The sequence below is a fragment of the Leucobacter salsicius M1-8 genome, from assembly GCF_000350525.1.
Lineage (GTDB): Bacteria > Actinomycetota > Actinomycetes > Actinomycetales > Microbacteriaceae > Leucobacter > Leucobacter salsicius.
Map to the genome: position 1 here is coordinate 81,998 of NZ_AOCN01000004.1, position 19,023 is coordinate 101,020.

The 19,023-nt window shown below is 65.7% G+C and carries 16 protein-coding genes; 10 read left to right on the top strand and 6 right to left on the bottom strand.

Going from position 1 to position 19,023, the window contains the following annotated elements:
- Genes C795_RS0101055 through C795_RS0101065 form a run of 3 tightly spaced genes read right to left on the bottom strand, consistent with a single transcriptional unit; the run spans position 1 to position 1,503 of the window.
- The gene (locus C795_RS0101055) at positions 1 to 501 is read right to left on the bottom strand and encodes a hypothetical protein (protein ID WP_017791908.1); all 501 of its coding nucleotides are present in this window, start codon (positions 499 to 501) and stop codon (positions 1 to 3) included.
- Complete coding sequence (locus tag C795_RS16380; RefSeq protein WP_157486888.1) at positions 494 to 1,273, bottom strand: ParB N-terminal domain-containing protein; 780 nt, start codon at positions 1,271 to 1,273, stop codon at positions 494 to 496. The genes C795_RS0101055 and C795_RS16380 overlap by 8 nt, the downstream gene beginning before the upstream one ends.
- Positions 1,270 to 1,503 (bottom strand): hypothetical protein, encoded by a 234-nt coding sequence (locus C795_RS0101065; RefSeq protein ID WP_017791909.1) that lies wholly within the window; start codon positions 1,501 to 1,503, stop codon positions 1,270 to 1,272. Before C795_RS0101065 ends, C795_RS16380 begins: the two co-directional genes overlap by 4 nt.
- A gap of 642 nt (positions 1,504 to 2,145) precedes the next feature.
- On the opposite strand from C795_RS0101065, the gene C795_RS0101080 reads away from it, so the two are divergent.
- Genes C795_RS0101080 through C795_RS0101105 form a run of 6 tightly spaced genes read left to right on the top strand, consistent with a single transcriptional unit; the run spans position 2,146 to position 8,552 of the window.
- Positions 2,146 to 2,466, top strand: coding sequence for a helix-turn-helix domain-containing protein (locus C795_RS0101080; protein WP_157486889.1), 321 nt, complete (start codon positions 2,146 to 2,148; stop codon positions 2,464 to 2,466).
- A 9-nt stretch (positions 2,467 to 2,475) separates the two neighbouring features.
- Entirely contained in the window at positions 2,476 to 2,928 is a 453-nt protein-coding gene (locus C795_RS16385) for an ImmA/IrrE family metallo-endopeptidase (RefSeq protein ID WP_017791913.1), read from the top strand.
- A 15-nt stretch (positions 2,929 to 2,943) separates the two neighbouring features.
- Complete coding sequence (locus C795_RS17080) at positions 2,944 to 4,284, top strand: hypothetical protein (RefSeq protein ID WP_157486890.1); 1,341 nt, start codon at positions 2,944 to 2,946, stop codon at positions 4,282 to 4,284.
- Between the two features lie 4 nt (positions 4,285 to 4,288).
- A complete protein-coding gene (locus C795_RS0101095) occupies positions 4,289 to 5,713 on the top strand; it encodes a recombinase family protein (RefSeq protein WP_017791915.1) in 1,425 nt (474 codons plus the stop codon).
- A gap of 2 nt (positions 5,714 to 5,715) precedes the next feature.
- Positions 5,716 to 7,068: a M20/M25/M40 family metallo-hydrolase gene (locus C795_RS0101100; protein WP_017791916.1), complete on the top strand. Its 1,353-nt coding sequence runs from the start codon at positions 5,716 to 5,718 to the stop codon at positions 7,066 to 7,068.
- Positions 7,065 to 8,552, top strand: a complete 1,488-nt coding sequence (locus C795_RS0101105; protein ID WP_017791917.1) for an MFS transporter — start codon at positions 7,065 to 7,067, stop codon at positions 8,550 to 8,552. Before C795_RS0101100 ends, C795_RS0101105 begins: the two co-directional genes overlap by 4 nt.
- A gap of 31 nt (positions 8,553 to 8,583) precedes the next feature.
- Here C795_RS0101105 and C795_RS0101110 read toward each other — a convergent pair whose 3' ends face one another.
- Positions 8,584 to 9,153 (bottom strand): TetR/AcrR family transcriptional regulator, encoded by a 570-nt coding sequence (locus tag C795_RS0101110; protein WP_017791918.1) that lies wholly within the window; start codon positions 9,151 to 9,153, stop codon positions 8,584 to 8,586.
- Between the two features lie 91 nt (positions 9,154 to 9,244).
- Between C795_RS0101110 and C795_RS0101115 the strand changes: the two genes are divergently transcribed.
- Genes C795_RS0101115 through C795_RS17470 form a run of 3 tightly spaced genes read left to right on the top strand, consistent with a single transcriptional unit; the run spans position 9,245 to position 14,472 of the window.
- Positions 9,245 to 10,888, top strand: coding sequence for an ABC transporter substrate-binding protein (locus tag C795_RS0101115; RefSeq protein WP_017791919.1), 1,644 nt, complete (start codon positions 9,245 to 9,247; stop codon positions 10,886 to 10,888).
- 18 nt (positions 10,889 to 10,906) lie between these two features.
- Positions 10,907 to 11,887 (top strand): ABC transporter permease, encoded by a 981-nt coding sequence (locus C795_RS14740; RefSeq protein ID WP_017791920.1) that lies wholly within the window; start codon positions 10,907 to 10,909, stop codon positions 11,885 to 11,887.
- Positions 11,888 to 11,913: 26 nt separating this feature from the next.
- A complete protein-coding gene (locus C795_RS17470) occupies positions 11,914 to 14,472 on the top strand; it encodes an ABC transporter ATP-binding protein/permease (RefSeq protein ID WP_157486891.1) in 2,559 nt (852 codons plus the stop codon).
- A gap of 54 nt (positions 14,473 to 14,526) precedes the next feature.
- Here C795_RS17470 and C795_RS0101130 read toward each other — a convergent pair whose 3' ends face one another.
- Positions 14,527 to 16,839, bottom strand: a complete 2,313-nt coding sequence (locus C795_RS0101130) for a bifunctional alpha,alpha-trehalose-phosphate synthase (UDP-forming)/trehalose-phosphatase (RefSeq protein WP_017791922.1) — start codon at positions 16,837 to 16,839, stop codon at positions 14,527 to 14,529.
- 488 nt (positions 16,840 to 17,327) lie between these two features.
- On the opposite strand from C795_RS0101130, the gene C795_RS17475 reads away from it, so the two are divergent.
- Positions 17,328 to 17,702 carry a hypothetical protein gene (locus tag C795_RS17475; protein WP_232225399.1) on the top strand — a complete coding sequence of 125 codons (375 nt, stop codon included), beginning with the start codon at positions 17,328 to 17,330 and terminating at the stop codon, positions 17,700 to 17,702.
- 18 nt (positions 17,703 to 17,720) lie between these two features.
- On the opposite strand, the gene C795_RS0101140 is transcribed toward C795_RS17475, so the two are convergent.
- Positions 17,721 to 18,779 (bottom strand): IS110 family RNA-guided transposase, encoded by a 1,059-nt coding sequence (locus C795_RS0101140; protein WP_017791760.1) that lies wholly within the window; start codon positions 18,777 to 18,779, stop codon positions 17,721 to 17,723.
- Positions 18,780 to 19,023: the final 244 nt, after the last annotated feature.

Consider the following 19,023-nt stretch of genomic DNA (forward strand, 5'->3'; position numbering starts at 1 on the left):
TCACGCCACCACCTCTACGAGCTCCGGAACCGGCAACCCAGACGCGGCGAATGCGGCGCCGATGGTGCCATACATGAAGACCGCTTCACGCAAACGCAGGTAGGCGTCGTTGAACTCGCTGTAGGCCTGCTCGGCCTGGCGGTAGTTCTTGAACCGGATCTCGTTCATCGACTTGAGATCCTCGTTCGTGACCTCGCCCCACGGCTTCCGGCGGCCCGCCCCGAGTGTCACGATCACCTTGAGGTCGTCGGCTTCGAGTACAGCGCCATCGGTGCCGGCCGCGCGGCGAATGATCTGGTCAGCGGTGCGGCCCTCGGACTCGTCGACGCGGACCAGGCTCGCTCGGATCGCAGCCGTCTCGTCAACCTTGTAGCGGCCCGCCCGGATCTCCTCGAGCACCTTCGCGGTGGCGGCGTCGAGCGCGACCGATCGGTCCACGCCTTCGCGGCCGTACGATGCGACGGTGTCGCGGTAGATCTTTGCTACGAGTTCGTTAGCCACGGTGTGCCTCCAAAGCGGTCGCGGTGTCGGTGAGGCCCTGCGCGAGCGCGCGGAGTCGGTCAGGGGTGAAGAGGTCAGCCTGTGACGGTGGGACGTCGGCGGATCCGAGATCCCACCATTCGGTGATGATTCGCGCCCGGTAGGCCTGATAGGTGAAGCCAAGGAGCGTTTCGAGGCTGCGCGCGATCTCGCGCACGGTGTTCCGTGCGTTCTGCTCGGTCGCGGTCACGCCCTCGGCGACCGGGGCTTGCGTCGGTTCCGGCACCGGTGTCTCGGTGACGTGCTGGATGGTCTGTGTCTCGGTGATGCGCTGCACCGCCGGCTTCGCCGCGGGCTGCTCGTATCCGCGCGGATCGGTGCGAGTGTCCAACTTGGACACTTCGCCCTCGTCCTCGAGCTTCGCGCGCAACGTGCCGACCGTGGTCGGGCTCGTGCCGGTGCGGCGCGCATGCTCTCGGTCGGTGAGTTCCGGGTGTGCGGTGATGCTCTGCGCGATGATCTCGCGGCGCTGCTCGCGGGTGAGCTGGCGGCGGTCGATGTTCAGACTGATCGAGAGCGCGATCTTGTCAGCCTCCGTCAGCCCGCCACGCATTACCGTCGGGCAGTCGAGCCCGTGACGTTCTGCGATTTCGAGTCGGTTGTGACCGTCGATCGTGGCGCCGTGTTCATCGACGAGCACAGGCACCTGGATGCCGTGCGCGAGGATCGAGTCCTCGAGCTGCCGGAGCTCGTCTTTCGTGAGCGGCGGCATGGTCTGGTACGGCGCGCTCACTTCGCAGCCTGCACGTTCAGTTCAGCCATTGCCGCCATCACGACACCGAGGTTCTCAAGCGGAATGGCAACTGGCCCGTCACCACGGCCACTGATTTCCATGTGACCATCGACAACACTGATCAGGATCGACTCCCACCCAGTCCATCCGCCAATGGTCACGTCCCACTCGATGGTGGCGCGACCGTCTTCTACCTTGACGACTGGTGTTGTAGTCTTGTGCTCAGACATTGGTTTTCCTAACTCAGTTGTCTCGCCCGGTGCTCCAACACCGGGCATTTTCTTTTGGACCGGCGTCTCGCTCATGCTGCGGCCTGCTCTCCGAGCGACCTCGCTCGCGCCTGCATCATCCGGACCTTTTCCTCGAGTTCATCGACCGATGGGCCGCCCGGAGTGAATGCCCTCTCGGCTGCTTCTCGCGGATCTGACACCAGAACCTTCCGAAGCGCACGAGAGAGGATCACGCCTGCCGCGGCGAGGCATTCGGCTTGCGTTCTGGTCGCCATTACTCGGCCCTCACACCTGACGGCGGGTGCTGCTCGGCGGCGAGCGCTGCGACCTCTGCCTTTGCGACGATGATTGAGGCTGATGAGCCAATCTCATTGGCCACGGCCGCGAGCATCGAAGTACTGAACGGAACATGTCCATTCACACGTGCTGACAGAGTTGCTCGCCTCATCCCAATACGTTCGGAAATTGCTTTCACTGATGCGCCTGGAACGCGAGCAATCTCGGCTCTCACTTCAGCTGCAACAAGAGCATCAAGCTCACTGAGCCCATTTCGGTTCACGGTCATGTCAACATGTTGAACCCATTTGGGTTCAATGTCAAACTGCTTGCGCCACGTGAACCCAAATGGGTACACTCTTGGGTGTGGCTAGAACCAAGAAGGACCTACAACCGATCGACGCGAAGATCGCCGAGATTCTTTCTGAGCTCGTTGTGGAATCTGGCATGACACGACGCACCCTTGCTGGCGAGACTGGAATGTCCGTCAATCGGCTGGGCATCATCCTGCGCCAGGAGCCACCGCCCGCAACAGTGGGTGAGTTGGGCTTACTTGCCCAAGCTCTGGGCTTCAGCGCTTCAGACATCGTCGAGCGCGCCGAAGCAGCAGTCCACCCCGCACAGTCGGACTACGACCTCGTTGCCCACCCCTACACCGACGAGACCGGCGAACTCATGGACGAATAGGAACCCCCGATGAAACGACTCATCGAGTACGCCGCGACCATCGGCGTAACATACGAGCTCAGCGATGATCTCAGCCCCCACCACCCCGGCAGCTACAGCGACTCCCGCCGGCACATCAAGATCCTCGATGGCATGACCGATACAAAAACCGTCTGCGCATTCGCGCACGAACTTGGGCACGCCACCCTCGCCCACCGGAACTCGCTTTTCGACTGGATCAACGACCGCCAAGAACGAGCTGCCGACGAGTGGGCCGCCGCTTTCCTCATAGACCTCGACGAGTACGGCCTTGCCGAATCCAAGTACGGCCTCCGAACTGACTGGATCGCCCAAGAACTCGGAGTGCTCGAGCGTCTCGTCACAGCGTTCGAGCGATCCCTCCACCGCTTCGGTGACTGTGTCTACATAAACCCCCGCATGGGCGCCGGTCAATACGCCGCCCGCATTCCCATCGCTGTATAGCTCAAAGGATCAACGATGCCCCCTGTTAATCATGTCCCCGTGCCCCGCTCACAAGGCGAGGTCAACGCGATCACCAACGCTCGAACTTTCGTCATCCTCGGCGGCATACTTTCCGCGATTGTACTGCTGCCGACGGTGCCGTACGTTTGGCTCGGCATCGGCGCAGTCTTAGTTCCGATGGTGTGGGTCAAGACCGGGAAACACAAGCGCGCCGTCATGGAAGCCGCCGGTTGTTCCACCAAAGAACAGTGGCGAGCGTTCTACAACACCCTGCCAACCGACAAGGAATTCAAACAGCAACAAGCAGAGCAGGCACGCGGCACTGCCGGCACAGCACTGGCCGCAATGGCACACGCAGAATCATCACCACGTACTCGCACAGTTGTAAACACACGAGCTCCGCGTGCCCAGTCAACCAAGCCCTGGGTTTCCCCGCCCCGACCGGAACTCCACTACCCGAGGTACAACCTCCTCAGCTCCGGTTACGCAAACGTCGAAGTAGTCGGGGAAGCGTACCGAGAAACTTCCGTAATCGCAGCACTTGGTGGGCTTTCGCCTGACGTCGAAAAGACACTTGACGAAGTATTGGCTTTCCTTATCCCCGAGCCCGAGAACCCTCACGGACATGGGAACGCCATCATGGTTTGGATGAACGGCCACCACGTTGGCTACCTCGCCAATGAAGACGCAAAACGTTACCGCCCAGTACTAGCCCAAATCATCGACGCCGGCTACTTACCAATAACCACAGGACGCCTCTGGGGAGTCTCTCGTTATAGCTGGGACAACAAGCTAAAACACCATCTCTACGCCCGAGTCGCATTGAATGAGCCTGAAAAACTCATCCCTACCAATGACCCACCTCGAAGCAGCTACTCGATGCTCCCATGGGGTAATGCCATTCAAGTAACCAAGGAAGCTGACCACCTTCCGGAGCTCACGGAGCACCTGAACGGCCCCGATAGCTACGCGATCGCAACGCTCAGGCCCGCAACCAAAACGCTCAAGAATGGAAACATCCGTGAGTACGTAACCGTGCACATTGATGGCGACGAAATCGGCGAGCTCACACCGGTAACTAGCGAAAAGCTACTCCCCATGATCCGACACCTCAATGATCTGGAACACGAGGCCGCTGCCTGGGCCAGAGTGAAGGGTTCGGCACTCGCTGTCGAAGTCACCATCCAAGCGTCAAAGGCCCACGAAATCCCAGAATCATGGCTCGCCGAGATTCCAGTCGTGATCCCGTCGCTCCACGCACTACCAGCCGCCGCAGATACCGCCTCGACAGAATCAGATCGTCCCAGTCCAAGTCAGTTGACAGCGCGCGAGCGCGAAGAAAACTGGGACTTCTAATCAAATGCGCGCACTCCGTCCCGTCCCTGCCATCGCCCCGCGCGCGGTGCTCTACCTTCGTCAGTCTGTCGCTCGGGACGATTCCATCAGCCTCGAGCTGCAGGAGATCGCGGGGCGCGACTACTGCGTCACCCAAGGCTACGAAGTCGTATCCGTCGAGGTAGACGAAGGACTCTCCGGTCGCAACTGGTCCAAGCGCCCCGCAGTGCAGCGCGCCATGGCCTCCATCGAAGCGCGAGACGCTGACATCATCGTGCTCTGGAAATGGTCGCGCCTCTCCCGCAACCGCAAAGACTGGGCCCTCGCCGCCGACCGCGTCGACGTCGCAGGCGGCCGCATCGAATCAGCCACCGAACCCATCGACACCGCCACCGCTTCAGGTCGTTTTGCTCGCGGCGTCATGACCGAGTACGCAGCCTTCCAATCCGAGCAGATCGGCGAGCAATGGGCCGAAGTCCGCGCACGCAGATTCAACCTCGGCCTGCCACCCACCGGGTCCGTGCCCTGGGGATGGACCAGCCACAAAACGTACATCACCGCCGACCCCGACAAGGCCCCCTACCTTCGCGAAATGTACCGCATGTACCTCTCCGGCAGCGGCTACACCGCCATCGCCTCTTGGCTCAACCGAACGCCCGCTAAGACCACCAATGGCCGCGACTGGCTCCACGCCACCATTCGGAGACTCCTCGACTCCCCCATCCATGCCGGCAAAGTCGAGTACCTCGGCCAGATCCGCGACGGCGCCCACGATGGAATCATCACCGACACCGAATGGCAGCAGTATCAAGCTCTCAGAAAAGACCGGCACATCGCAGTGAGACCACGCACCTCTCCGTACCTACTCGCCTCCATCATCGTGTGCCACTGCGGTCGAAAGCGGCACGGCAAACGGGAAGTCATCAAGACTGCCGCCGGTGACGTTGAAAGGCGCTACTACCAATGCCCTTCAACGACCGGCCACCCACGCAAGAGCATTGCCGCACATCACGTAGATCAAGCCATCACCAATTGGGTAAAACAGCTCCCACACATAACGGTCGACGCCGGTGACACCACAGGCCATTCCATCGACATCGAAGCACTCGCGCGCGAAATCACCGGCATCGAAAAACAGCTCGTCAAACTCACCGAACACCTCCTCTCCGGACTTGTCCCCGAACCCACATACCGCGACACGAAAGAACTACTCACCGGAAAAGCCACCGGGCTCCGCCTCGAGCTCGAAGCAGCAAAGTCACGGCAATCGTTCTCGCCCGCCATGTTTCTATCTGGCAGCGAAGATCTCGTAGAGTCCTGGGACATCCTCGAAACACCAGACAGGCAATCACTCCTGCGAACTTTGGTCCGGTCAGTGACCGTACGAGAAGACCGAAAACTCGATGTCATAACAGCCTGGGGAACGACTGAAGTTATCGATACCCTATAGGCATGGCAGACAGTGTTGTCCCGCGCCCAGGCTCCGCCGAGCGACTCTCGCGCATGATTCAGGTGCCGACGGTGTCGGCAGAGCCGCCCACCAGTGGGCTCGCGCCGTTCGAGCGCTTCGTCACCCTGCTCGGGGAGCTCTATCCGCTCGCGCATGAGCGGCTCTCGCGCGAGCGCATCACCGATCTCGGGCTGCTGTTTCGGTGGCCGGGCAGGGATGCGACGGCCGACCCGGTCGTGCTGATGGCGCACTTCGACGTGGTACCAGCGGAGGCGAGCGACGGCTGGCGGGAGCCGCCGTTTGGCGGAGTCGTCAGGGACGGGTTCGTGCACGGGCGTGGGGCGCTCGACGACAAGGGGCCACTGCTCGTGATGTTTGAGGCGGTCGAGAACCTGCTCGCGGCGGGGTTCGTCCCCGAGCGAGACGTGTACCTATCGCTCGGCGGCAACGAGGAATCGTTTGGCGATGCCGCGCGGGCGATCGCGCAGGCGTTTCAGGATCGCGGCCTCACCCCGTGGCTCGTGCTCGACGAGGGCGGGGCCGTGGTCGCGTCACCACTGCCGTTGGTACGGGGCGAGGCCGCCATGATCGGTGTCGGCGAGAAGGGCGCCACGACCGTGCGACTGTCGGCACAGGGGGCCGGCGGGCACGCGTCGGCACCGCCCGCGCTCACGGCGGTGGGCCGGGTGGCCCGGGCCGTGTCCAAGCTGACCCCCGCCACGTTTGCGGCGCGTACCCCCGTGGCGGTGTCGGCGATGCTCTCAAGATTTGCAACGCGCGCCCGAGGGCCAGCACACTACCTCTACCGCGCCCTCGCCGCCTCACCGTGGCTCACGGCGCGGGTCTTCACACTGCTGGGCGGCGAGCCCGCCGCCCTCGTACGCACCACGGTTGCGCCGACCATGCTCTCGGGCGGCACCGCACAAAACGTATTGCCATCGCGCGCCGAGGCCACCGTCAACCTGCGCATCGCGCTCGGCGAGACCGTCGCGGGCACGGCCCGTCGCCTGCGCCGCCGCATCGGCGACCGCCGGGTACAGATCGAGGTGCTCGAGGCCGGTGAGCCCTCCCCCGAGTCCAGCTCCGAGAACGAACAGTTCGCGCTTATCTCGACCGCAGTGGCGGTGTCCCATCCCACCGCGATGCCTGTGCCCTACGTCATGATGGCGGCAACCGACTCACGCCACTTTCACCGGTTTTCTCCCGCCTGCTACCGGTTCGCCCCGCTCGCGATGCCGGGCGAACTGCGCGCGACAATTCACGGCGTCGACGAGCGGGTCGAGATCGCGGAGCTCGAGCGCGGCGAGGTCTTCCACCGCGCCCTCATCCAGTCGATTCCCGGGGGTGCATCGTGACCGCAGGATCCGGATCCGGCTCGAAAGCTCGCGGGCCGCGAGCACCCCGGGCCCGCCTGGGCGCGCTCGCCGGTGTCGTCGGATTTCTCGCGTTCGTGGAATACACGAGCGGGTTCTTGCAGGGGTACTACACGCCCATGCTCACCGATATCGCCCGGCATCTCGGGGTGCCCGACGCCGATGTGAACTGGCTCGAGGGGTCACAGCTGATGCTGTCGGCGCTCGTGGTGCCCGCGCTCGCAAAGCTCGGCGATATGGTGGGGCATCGGCGCATTCTGCTGTGGTCGACCGCGATCACGGGCCTCGCGTCGCTCGCACTGCCGTTTGCCCCGAACTTCGCCGTGTTTCTCGCGTGCTGGACGGTGCAGGGGTTCTACGTCGTGTGGCTGCCGCTCGAGATCGCGCTGATCTGGTCGCGCAGCCGAGGCCGCGAGGGGCGCAGCGCGCTCACCGCGAAGGCCGCGGGCATTCTCGTCGCGGCCCTTGAGGCTGGCGCCATCAGCGGCGCGCTCATTGGTGGACAGCTCATTGACACGCTGCCGCTCGTGCCCGTGCTGCTGATCCCGGGGCTGCTCGTCACGGTGTGCTTCGTGGTGATCATGTTTGGCGTGCAGGAGTCGGAGCACCAGACCGGCGGCAAGCTCGACACGGTCGGCATCACGCTCGTATCGCTCGCGATCCTCGCGTTCACGGGCGGGCTCAGCCTAATGCGCCTGAACGGCGTTGACAGTCCGCTCGCCTGGGGCGTGACCGTGCTCGGCCTGATGCTCGTGTGGCCGTTCGCGGTGTGGGAGCTCAGGCACCCCGATCCTGTCATCGACGTGCGTATGTTCCGCTCCCCCGCCCTCGCGCCCGTGTTTCTCACGGCCGCGCTGTTTGGCATGAGCGTGCTCGGCGCGCAGGCCCCGCTGTCGACGTTCATGCGCACCGACCCCACTGTCTACGGCTACGGCATCGGTGCCGGCGGCTTCACGACCTCGCTTGCGATCGGCATTTACCTTATCGGCATGATCGGGGGCGCGCTGCTGTTTCCCCTGGTCGCCCGGGCCATCACCCCGCGGCTCGCACTCACCTGTGCCGCGCTGCTCGTCGGTGCCGGATATCTCATGTTCTTGCCGTTCCACGGTTCGTTCAGCCAGGTCGTCACGAACATGTTCATCGCGGGCATCGGGTCGGGCGCGCTCGTGGCGGCGCTGCCGGCCGCGGCCGCAGCTGGCGCCCCCGATTCGCAGACCGCGGTCGCGACGGGACTCACTAACTCCACGAAGACCGTGGGCGGGGCCGTCGCCTCGGCGATCTTTGGCATCGCGCTGATGCACGGGGCGACCGGAGCTGCGGCGGGAGCAGAAGCGACCGCCGGATCATTTGCCGGGTACGTCACCGTGTGGCTCGTGTGCGGGTTGTCGGCGGTGGCCGCCGCCGGGGCGCTGCTGTTCGTCGTACCGAAGGACGCGTTTCAGGATCGGCGGCCGGTCGAGTCGTAACTAGCCGCTGGTGCAGCAGGGCACGTGCCGCTTATCGACCGCCGAGCACCGCGCGGGCTGCCGCGAGGGCGTCTCTGATTTCGTCGTCAAGCGAGTGTCGGCCCGCGCCGCGGGCCGCCCACGACCACACCGCTGCGAAGAGCGCGGCCGCGTAGCCACCGCCCAAGATCTCGGCGTCGATCAAGGTTTTCCCCTCGCGTCCGAGCCTGGCCGCCACCGCCGAGGCGACCCGCAGCTGCCGGTCGGCCCGCCCCCGGCCAAGCTCCTCTTCCACCCCCATGGTGCGGGCATCGACGATCGCGAGCGCAAGGGTGTCGGGGCGTGCGCCCGTGGCGACGGCGGCGAGCGCGTCGTCGAAGCGCGCCGTTTGATCCGCCAGCGCTGTCTCGAGCTCCGCGATGCGGTGATCAAGCACAAACCACAATGTCTCTGGCTTGCTCGTGAAGTAGTTGAAGAAGCTCGCCCGGCTCACGCCGGCGCGCCGCGTGATTTCGGTCACCGAGGTGGCCTCGTAGCCGCGCTCGAGAAACAGTTCGAGGGCGGCGTCGGCAAGGACCTCGCGAGAGGACGCGGGTGGGCGGCCGCGAGAGGGAGTGCGCATGCACCAACTGTATCGGCGTATCCGCTACACTCTGATTTGTTATACCCGAGCTAAGAACTCATTTTCGTTTCCCAGAGAGGGCCGTTTCCCCATGAAGTCCCGCCCCACCCCGGCACTCGCCGCAACCGTCACCTCGGTGTGCGCGCTCGCCGCGCTCGCGCTCACCTCATGCGCGACACCCGCCCCATCCGCAGACACGGCAGCACGCAACGGGGGCACCCTGGTCTACGCCACCGGCGACGCCGAACCAGCTTGCCTCGACCCGCACGTGGGCGGCAACTATCCGCAGGCCCTCGTCGCGACCCAGTACCTCGAGCCCCTGGTGGGCCGCGACGCGAGCGGTGCGATGCAGCCGTGGCTCGCCGAGGCGTGGGAGGTCAGCGACGACGGGCTCACTTGGGACTTCACCCTCAAGGGCGACGTCACGTTTACCGACGGCACCCCCTTTGACGCGGCCGCGGTCAAAGCCAACATCGAGCACCTGCAGGATCCCGAGACGCAGTCGTCGACCGGATTCATCGCCACCACGAAAGTAGAGCGCGTCGAGGTCGTCGACGCCACCCACGCCCGCTTCCATCTCTCGGCTCCCGATTCGGCGCTGGTCGAGTCGCTCAGCCAGCCGTGGACGGCGATGCAGTCCCCCGCCGGAATCGCGCGCGGCATGGAGGCTAACTGCCAGGCCCCCATTGGCACCGGCCCGTTCATTGTCGAGAGCTGGGAGCCGCAGCAGCGCGTCACCCTCGTGCGCAACAACGACTACGCGACCCCCGGCCCAGAAGCCTCCCACGAAGGTCCGGCCTTCATCGATCGCATCGAGTGGCGTTTCATTCCCGACGCCGCCACCCGCCAGGCCGCTCTGGCCTCCGGTGAGGTGAACGTCATCGACAACCCGCTGCCGAGCGACATTGCGGCCGCCGAAACGGCAGGCATCGGGCACATCAATGCGCCCCGCCCCGGTTCGGTCAACCGCATCGAGCTCAACAGCGGCCAGGCCCCGTTTGACGACCAGCGCGTGCGCGAGGCGTTCGTGAAGTCGGCCGATCCGGGTCCCGGCATTGCGGCCCTGTTCCAGGGCGCGGCCGAGCAGAGCTTCTCCCCACTCGCGAGCACCGAGCCCACCGCAGTGGGCGACGAATCACTATTCCAGACTGACGCCAAGGCCGCCGCACAGCTGCTCGACGAAGCGGGATGGAAGCCCGGCTCCGACGGCGTGCGCACGAAGGACGGCAAGCGACTCACCGTGCGATTCCCCGTCAGCACTAACCAGTCGACTGCCGCCGAGCAGTCGCTGTTCGAGCAGATCCAGGCCAACACGGCCCAGGTCGGGTTCGACGTGCAGCTTGAGCCCGTCGACCTGCCGACCTGGCACGAGCGCCTCGGCAGCAAGTCCTACGAGGCGGTCAGCGCTCCCTATTCAAAGGTGGGCCCCGACGTGCTGCGTATCCTTTACCATTCGAGCGGCATCACCCCGGCGCCGTCGGGATACTTCGCGAACCACGCGATGCTGCAGGACCCCGAGATTGACCGGATCCTTACCGAGGCCTCTTCGACGAACCCGGGTGAGCAGCGCGACGCACTCTATGCCGACGCGCAACAGCGCATCCTCGCAAGCTACGTACTGTTGCCACTCTACGACCAGCAAAACCACTTCCTCACGAACAACGTCGAGGGCGTCGTCACGCTCGGCACCGTGGGCACGCCCACGTTCATCAACGCGCAGCTCACGGCGGGTTAGTAGGTGCGCTGCAGGCAGGTGACCCGCGCGGTGCTGGGCAGAATAGGTTCGGCCGCCCTCGTGGTGTGGGCGACGGCCACGATCGTGTTCGTCGCCCTGCGCGCCACGGGCGACCCCCTCGAGGCGGTCATGGGAGGACCCGGCTCGCAGGCGGGCCCCGAGGCGCAGGCGGCGGCGCAGGCGGCCTACGGGTTCGATCAGCCCGTGATCGTGCAGTACCTGCGGCAGCTGTGGCAGGTCGTGACGCTCCAGCTCGGCGACTCTTACTCGCGCAAGCTGCCCGTGGCCGACCTGCTCGCCGCGAATTTTCCCCCCACCGCCCTGCTTGCCACGCTCGCGCTGCTGCTTGCATGGGTGCTCGCGCTCTGGGGCGTGCTCATCGCGCAAACGTCTCGCGGCCGTGCGGGGCGGCTTGTGCGCGGAGCGTTGCACGGCCTCGAAACGATCGCCTCGGTCACGCCCCAGTTCTTTCTCGGGGCGATCCTCATTCTCGTGTTCGCGACTGGGCTCGGTCTATTTCCCGTCACCGGCACTGGCGCCGCAGGCCTTGTGCTGCCGGTGATCACCCTCGCCGTTCCCGTCGCGGGCTATCTCGCCCACGTCATGCACGGTTCGCTGGCTCAGGCCGACGCGGCCCCCTTCGCGCTCACCGCACGCGCCCGCGGCGCCTCCGAGACGCGGGTTGCACTGCGCCACACCATTCGTCACGCGGCGCTCCCGGCGCTCGCGCTCTCGGGGTGGGCCTACGGCTCCCTCCTCAGCGGCGCGGTCGTCGTCGAGGCGCTGTTCGCGCGCCCGGGGCTCGGGCGACTGCTGCTCGAGGCATCGATCGGCCGCGACGTTCCCGTCGTGATCGGAGGGGTCTCGGTCATCGCGCTGTCGTACGTCGTCATCATGCTCGTGTCTGACGCGATCGAAATCGTGGTGGACCCGCGGCTGCGATCCGGATCCCCCAGCAACGCGCGCACCGCCAGCACTGCCCAGGAGGTCACCCCGTGAGCACCACTCGTCGCAGGGAGAACACCGTGAGCACCACACCGCCGCGGGCGGTGCGGCTGCCGCGGTGGCCAGTGCTCGCGAGCCTCGCGGTCGTGGCGGTGACGCTCGCGGCCGTCGTCGCCCCGGGATTTATCGCTCCGGGCGACCCACTCGCCATCAGCCCAGCCGACGCTTTTGCACCGCCCTCGCTTGCCCACCCGTTTGGCACCGATGAGTCGGGGCGCGACGTGCTCACCCGCGTCGTGCATGGCGCACGCGCATCGGTGGGCATCGGGCTCGCCGCAACCCTCATCGGCGCGGGCATCGGCGCGATCGCGGGCTTTGCGGCGGGCCTTGGCCCCCGCATCGCCGACCGTGCACTCGCGCGACTCTTCGAGGTGCTCTTTGCGCTACCCACCCTCGTGCTCGCGCTGCTGTTCATCTCGGTGCTCGGCGGCGGCACCGCCTCATCGGTGCTCGCGATCGGCATCGCGACGATCCCGGGGTACGCACGTATGCTGCGCTCGCGGGTGCGCGGCATCGCGGGCAGCGACTATGTCGAGTGGGCCCGGCTCGACGGGGTGGGCCGCGCTCGCGTGTTTGCACGGCACATCGCACCGAACTCGCTGTGGCCGCTCGCCGGAGCCGCGACGCTCGGCATCGGCCAGGCCATCATCTGGGTCTCCTCGCTCGGATTTCTCGGCCTCGGCACCGCCCCGCCCGCTCCCGAGTGGGGCGCGATGCTCAATGCCGGCCGCGTGTACCTCACCACTGCCTGGTGGATGACCCTGTTTCCCGGTCTCGCGATCGTCGCGATCGCGAGCGCCCTCACCGTGCTGGGGCGCGCGGCCGGGGCCCCTCGCAGGTCTCGTTCCAGCGCCGGATCGCGGCCCCGCGCGCGACGCCGCCGGGCGGCCCGTCTCGCCGCTGGGCAGGTGCGGCACATGCCGCAGGTGCAGCAAGCATCGCAGGCAGAGACACAACCCGCCCTTGCGTCGACGACCTCGCTGGCCGTGTCTGCCACGCCCCCGGCACTCGCGATCAACGATCTCTACGTGGCGTCCGCCGCGGGTACCCCCATACTCGATGGCATCTCGCTGACCGTGGCCCCGGGCGAATGCCTCGCGATTGTCGGCGAATCGGGGGCCGGAAAGTCAGTGCTCGCGCGCACCCTGTTGGGGCTCACCCAGGAGAGCCCCGAGTGGCGGGTTGCGGCCAGCCGAATCAGTGTCGACGGCGCCGACCTCACCGGTGCCTCCCCGCGCGCGTGGCGCCGGGCCCGCGGCGCCGGGGTCGCGCTCGTGTTGCAGGATGCGTTGCAGTCCCTCGACCCGCTCCGCACCATCGAGGCCGAGGTTGGCGAGACGCTCGCGATTCGCGGAGTGCGCGGGGCTGAACTGCGCGGCCGCGTCGTGCGCGCGCTCGAGGCGGCCGGATTGCCCGGCGCAGCAGCTCGCTTGAAGCAGCGACCGCACCAGCTGTCGGGCGGCATGCGGCAGCGTGCACTCATTGCGTCGGCGCTCATCGGCGACCCGGCGCTGCTCATTGCCGACGAGCCGACCACGGCCCTCGACCCGGCGACCTCGTTGCGTGTACAGCAGCAGTTTAGAGACCTGGTAACCGGCGGCACCGGGCTCGTGCTCATCAGCCATGACCTCGCGAGCGTCGCCCGGGTCGCCGACCGCATCGCCGTGCTCGAGCGCGGCCGCATCGTCGAGGTCGGCCCCACCGACCGGGTGCTCGGTGCCCCCGAACACTCCGCGACCCAGGCACTCGTCGCGGCAATTCCGGCTGGGCCAAAGCCCGCCCGGGCAGCAGCGCTCGCGGGGGCAGCGGGGGCAACCGAACTCCTGCGGCTCCACGGTGCGAGCCGTAGGTACGCGGCCCCCAACGGCGGCGAGGCGGGCATGTTTGACATCGACCTCGTGCTCCACCGGGGCGAGACGCTGGGCGTCGTGGGTGAGTCGGGGGCCGGCAAGACCACGCTCGGCCGCGTCGTTATCGGTGCGGAGCCCCCGCAGCACGGCAGCCGCGAGCTCGTGGCACCGGGATGCCGGGTGCGGCTCATCCCCCAGGATCCACTCGCGAGCTTCGACCCGCGTTGGCGGGTCGAGCGGATCCTGCGCGCGTCGATCCGGCGCGAACGGCACAGGGCTCGAGGCGCAGCAACGACAACCGGCACAGCGGCCCTGTCCGGTACCGAAAGCCCCGCCGAGCTGCTGGCGCTCGTGGGGCTCGACGCGGCGGTGCTGGGGCGCTACCCGGCGCAGCTGTCGGGCGGGCAGCGTCAGCGCGTCGCGATTGCTCGGGCGCTGGCTGCGCAGCCCGATGTGCTCGTGTGCGACGAGGCCGTCTCGGCGCTTGATGTGACGACGCAGCAGGGCGTGCTCGATCTGCTGCGCGAGCTCCAGGAGCGTCGCGGCGTCGCGATCGTGTTCATCTCACACGATCTCGCCGTCGTGCGCACGGTGTCAGATCGACTCATCGTCATGCGCGACGGCCGCATCGTCGAGGAGGGCGATACCGAGGCGGTGATCGCGAGCACCACCGAGCCGTTCACCCGTTCCCTGGTTGCCGCGAGCAGCTACGGCACACTGAGCCTCTAGCGGCCCGGCCGCGGGCTGATCCGGATCATGCCGGGCAGCCCGCGGCCGGTCACGCTATGAGCCGATCACCGTGCCGGTGCGCAGCTCGGCCAGCATCGCGAGCACCGCAGCTGCGCTTTCGGGGCCGGGAATGCGTTCGCTCGCCGCTGTCTCACCCTCGCCCACCTTGATGCCAAGATCGTCGGTGCCGAGCACTGCAAACACGTCCTCGTCGGTGACGTCGTCACCGAGAAACAGCACGGGGGCGGTGGGCAGGGCCGCGCGAATCCGACCCAGGACGTCGCCCTTGTTGCTCTCGCGCACCGCGATCTCGCGCACACATTTTCCGGCACGGATATGCAGGCCAGCCGCCCGGCCGATCTCGACCGCCGCGGTGAGCAGTTCGTCGGCTTCCACCGGGTCTGAGACCTCGCGCGTGTGCACCGCAAACCCGAACGGTTTGTCTTCCAAACGCACGCCCGGCACCAGGCCGAGCGCACGCTGCACACGACGTTTCGCCCGATGCAGCTGGGTGCGTTCCTCTTCGCTGAGGATCTGTTCGCCTTCCCCTGTGAGACCGGGGACGCCAACCAGCTCGGCGCCGTGCGAGCCCGAGATGATCCAGCCGTCGCTCGCCACTCGCGTCTCGGCCAGCCCCGCGAGCGACCGCCCAGTCAGCAGCACGACCTGCACCCCGGGCGCTTCACGCAGCACGTCGAGCGCCTGCTGCGCGCGCGGCAGAATGCGCGCGTCTTGCGGTCGCGAGACGATGGGGGCCACTGTGCCGTCGAAGTCAATCGCGACGGTGAGCGCCGATGATGCGGCAAGTCTCCGGATCCGGTCATCGACCTTTCTCGGCACGTAGGCTGCCGAGACCTGAATTGGTTCGGTGCGGCCCCCGCTGCGGGCGGCGTCCCGTGCGTCGGCCGCAGCGGTCACCGCGCCCAAATAGTTTTGCGCCCAGTGGGCCACATCGTTGTCGTTCACCGCGCGGCGCAGGCCCCGCATTCGGCGAGCCTGTTCGCGCTCGGGCATATGAACCGCCCGCAGGATCGCGGCTTTCATGCCCTCCACGTCGTGCGGATTCACCAGCAATGCGTCGCGCAGTTCATCGGCTGCGCCCGCGAACTCGCTCAGCACGAGCGCGCCGCGCTCGTTGCTGCGGCACGCTACGTACTCCTTCGCAACAAGGTTCATGCCATCGCGCAGAGGGGTCACGAGGAGCACGTCGGCGGCGAGGTACAACGCCACCATTTCGTCTTTCGTGAAGCTCTGGTGCAAGTAGATCACGGGCGAGCGGCCGATGGTGCCACGCTCCCCGTTGATGCGGCCGACGGTCACCTCGACCTCATCGCGCAGCCGTCGATAGGCGTCGACCCGCTCTCGACTGGGGCTTGCGACCTGCACCAGCACGGCCTCCGAGGGGTCGAGCTCACCGTCGGCCATCAGCTCGTCGAACGCTTTGAGCCGGTGCCTGATTCCCTTCGTGTAATCGAGGCGATCGACGCCCAGCATGATCGTCTGGGGGCTGCCCAGGTCGCGCCGGATCTGCGCGGCTCGCTCTTGAATCTCGGGCCGTGCCGCGATTCGCGCGAATGCCGCTGCGTCGATGGAGATCGGGAACTCTTGGGCGAGGGCTGTGTGACCGGGCTGCTCGCCGCGCGCCGGCGCGACGACGGTGTTGCCGATCGCGGGGGCTGTCGCGTAGCGCTCGGCGACCGCTCGAAAGCTGATGGCGTCGGCGACCCGCTGAAACCCGATCACATCTGACCCGAGCAGGCCCTCGACGATCTGCCGGCGCCAGGGCAGCTGCGCAAAGATGCGGCGGGGCGGGAAGGGGATGTGCAGAAAGAAGGCGATCGTGAGGTCGGGGCGGGCTTCGCGCAGCATCGCGGGCACGAGTTGCAGCTGGTAGTCGTGCACCCAGACGATGGCCCCTATGCTGGCCTCCTGGGCGACGCGGTCGGCAAACTTTCTGTTGACGGTCTGGTATCGATCCCACCATTCGCGGTGGTAAGCGGGCTGCGCGATGACGTCGTGGTACAGCGGCCAGATCGTGCCGTTCGAAAATCCCTCGTAGTACTCGGCGACTTCCTCTGCGCTGAGCGCCACGGGGGCGAGCCGCATGCGGCCGACATCAAACGGCGCGAGCTCTTCGCCCGCGTCGCCGGCCCAACCGACCCAGACGCAGCCGAGCTGTTCGACGATGGGCTGCACTGCGGTGACGAGGCCCCCCGGAGAGGCACGCCATTCGGTCGTACCGTCTTCAAGTGTGACTCGGTCGACGGGGAGTCGGTTGGAGACCATGACGAGCTCGCGCCCGCCGGTCATCTGCGTCATGTCGGTCGCGGTGTCGTTCATTTCGGTTGCTGCAGTCGTTGCGTTCATTGCAGTAGATGCACCTCCATGTGGCCCTGAGTGCAGTCTAGCGAGGGCCTCAGACATGTGGTGTGGTCTGGCGTGGAACTCTAGCGCAGTTGGGCTACTCCTGCCGGTTTCGACTACGTTCGTTGCAAAGCTAGGGGCGCTCCCTATGCTGTGGGGAGCGGGGGCGCAGAGGGCTGGCCCTCGCCGTCACTTGAATGAGGGGGCTTGGTTTCATGGGACAGTGCACGCGGCGCACACTTGCGTCACGCGCATGGTCGGTTATTGCAGCGGCCTTTGGGCTGGCTTTGGTGTCTGGTGGGCTCGCAGTCCCCAGCTCGGCTCATGCGGCCGAGACCATTGTTGTTGATGACAATTTTGAGTATTCGGGCAATGGATTTGTCTTTCTCAACTCGCAAGGCCAACGCTGGGCACAGCCGTTCACCCCCAAACAAGATGGGGCGCTGGCGAGTATCACGATCGTGACCAACAGCACCAGTCCCCATGAATTCGTGAGCGCCCAAGTCCATGAGATGTCAAGCGCCGGTGTCATCGATCCGGCCCCAGTCGTTGGTGGGGTCGGCGAGCTGACATTTGCGCCGCACGGCACCGTCCCAGCGGCGGTCAACGCGACGGCGTCGTTTCCGCAGCGACCGGAACTCAGAGTTGGCACGTACTACGCGGTGGTCATTGACCCTCGCGTCGAAAGCGCCACCCCCAGCACTTGGACCTCGGCGTCGTTTCCCATCATGTTCACCGGACAAGATCAGAGTTCGTACTTTGTGATGCAGGAGTCTGCTGCGGGATGGGGATCGGCCAACTACACCGGTCAGGTCTATTTCTCGGTGCGCCTCGCGCTTCCCGAGCCCGATGTCAGGGTCTGCTGAAGGACGGTCCTATAGATGTCAAGCCGCGATTAGGTCGTTCCTGAGATCGTTGAACACCTCACGTGCGATGAACCGCTTCAAACACCTCAGTACGTCTTTCTTGGAGAGTCCCTCAGCGAGCCTGCGCTGCATATAGTCGACCGTTCGGGCGTCATATCGGAGCCTTACCACTGCGATCATATGCAGCGCACGGTTTGCTTTCCGGTCCCCGCCTCGGTGGAGCCGCATCCGATGGCTCTTGCCAGAAGACACTGGCACTGGGGCGGTCCCGCACAGCCTCGCAAATGCTGCTTCGCTGCGGAACCGTTCAACGTTCTCGCCCACGGTGATAAGCAGCTGGGCCGCATGAATGGCCCCAATCCCGACTCGGGATACGAGCGTTGGTGCAGTAGCGTGCACCAGTGTGGTGAGTGAGCGTTCGAGTTCGGTGATCTCTGCGTCAAGATCAGCGATACGCGCCGCGAGGGTGCGCAACGCGAGCTTCACAGCTTGAACGGGATCGTTGAGGCGTGCGCGGTCGATACGGAACTTTCGGCAGTGACGTGCTGCAGCCAGGCCGCCAGAGGGCACGTTTTCTCGAAGGTTCGCTGGCGCGGTAACGAGGATGTCCTGTAGTTGCACGATCGCTGCGGTACGAGCTTTCACCGCGGAATCACGCGTGAGCGTGAGGAACCGAATCGACTCGATGACGCTATCGGTTCGTTTCGGTATAGCGCTCGCGACACCAGCAAGCACTTTTCGAGCGGCAGCCTCAGCGTCGATAGCGTCGTCCTTTCCCACTCTGGCTTTTGTGTGTGCGTGCGGGGTGTTCACTTCTCGCACCTCGACCTGGTGATCGATGAGGAATCTTGCGAGGCCAGCAGCGTAGGAGCCGGTGGATTCCACCCCAAACGCCTGAATAGTGCCGTGGTCGTGAGCCCAGGAGAGCATGTCGGCATAGCCGTGAGTATTTGCAGGGAATTCTTGGTCTGCAATTCGGTTTCCAGTGTCGGTGATGATCACCGCGTGGTGGGTGTTCTTGTGCGCATCAACCCCGATGATGACTTCTGGTTGACGCGCGAGGGAGCTGGTGGTCATGATGGTGGTGTCTCCATTCACTTCGTTGTGTTGGATGACCAAACCGGGCCGGGCGGACACAACAGTGACGGGGCACTCTGAGCAGGGTCCTATGAAGTCACATCCCCGCCTGGTCTGGCCTCTCCCTTGCGGGAGTAGTGGCGTTGGGGCGGCGACGCGTCCTTCACGGGACACCATCGAAGATGAGTCAGTTTGATTGCCGGTCAGCCGTTCCCAGCGCCACTACCTCTATCTTCACTGTTTG

Excerpts from the sequence above, each read along its gene's own strand:
- C795_RS0101065 (WP_017791909.1), bottom strand. The coding sequence starts at position 1,503 with ATGTCTGAGCACAAGACTACAACACCAGTCGTCAAGGTAGAAGACGGT.
- C795_RS0101140 (WP_017791760.1), bottom strand. The coding sequence starts at position 18,779 with ATGACCACCAGCTCCCTCGCGCGTCAACCAGAAGTCATCATCGGGGTT.
- C795_RS0101110 (WP_017791918.1), bottom strand. The coding sequence starts at position 9,153 with ATGCGCACTCCCTCTCGCGGCCGCCCACCCGCGTCCTCTCGCGAGGTC.
- C795_RS16385 (WP_017791913.1), top strand. The coding sequence starts at position 2,476 with ATGAAACGACTCATCGAGTACGCCGCGACCATCGGCGTAACATACGAG.
- C795_RS17080 (WP_157486890.1), top strand. The coding sequence starts at position 2,944 with ATGCCCCCTGTTAATCATGTCCCCGTGCCCCGCTCACAAGGCGAGGTC.
- C795_RS0101095 (WP_017791915.1), top strand. The coding sequence starts at position 4,289 with ATGCGCGCACTCCGTCCCGTCCCTGCCATCGCCCCGCGCGCGGTGCTC.
- C795_RS0101115 (WP_017791919.1), top strand. The coding sequence starts at position 9,245 with ATGAAGTCCCGCCCCACCCCGGCACTCGCCGCAACCGTCACCTCGGTG.
- C795_RS0101100 (WP_017791916.1), top strand. The coding sequence starts at position 5,716 with ATGGCAGACAGTGTTGTCCCGCGCCCAGGCTCCGCCGAGCGACTCTCG.
- C795_RS0101130 (WP_017791922.1), bottom strand. The coding sequence starts at position 16,839 with ATGAACGCAACGACTGCAGCAACCGAAATGAACGACACCGCGACCGAC.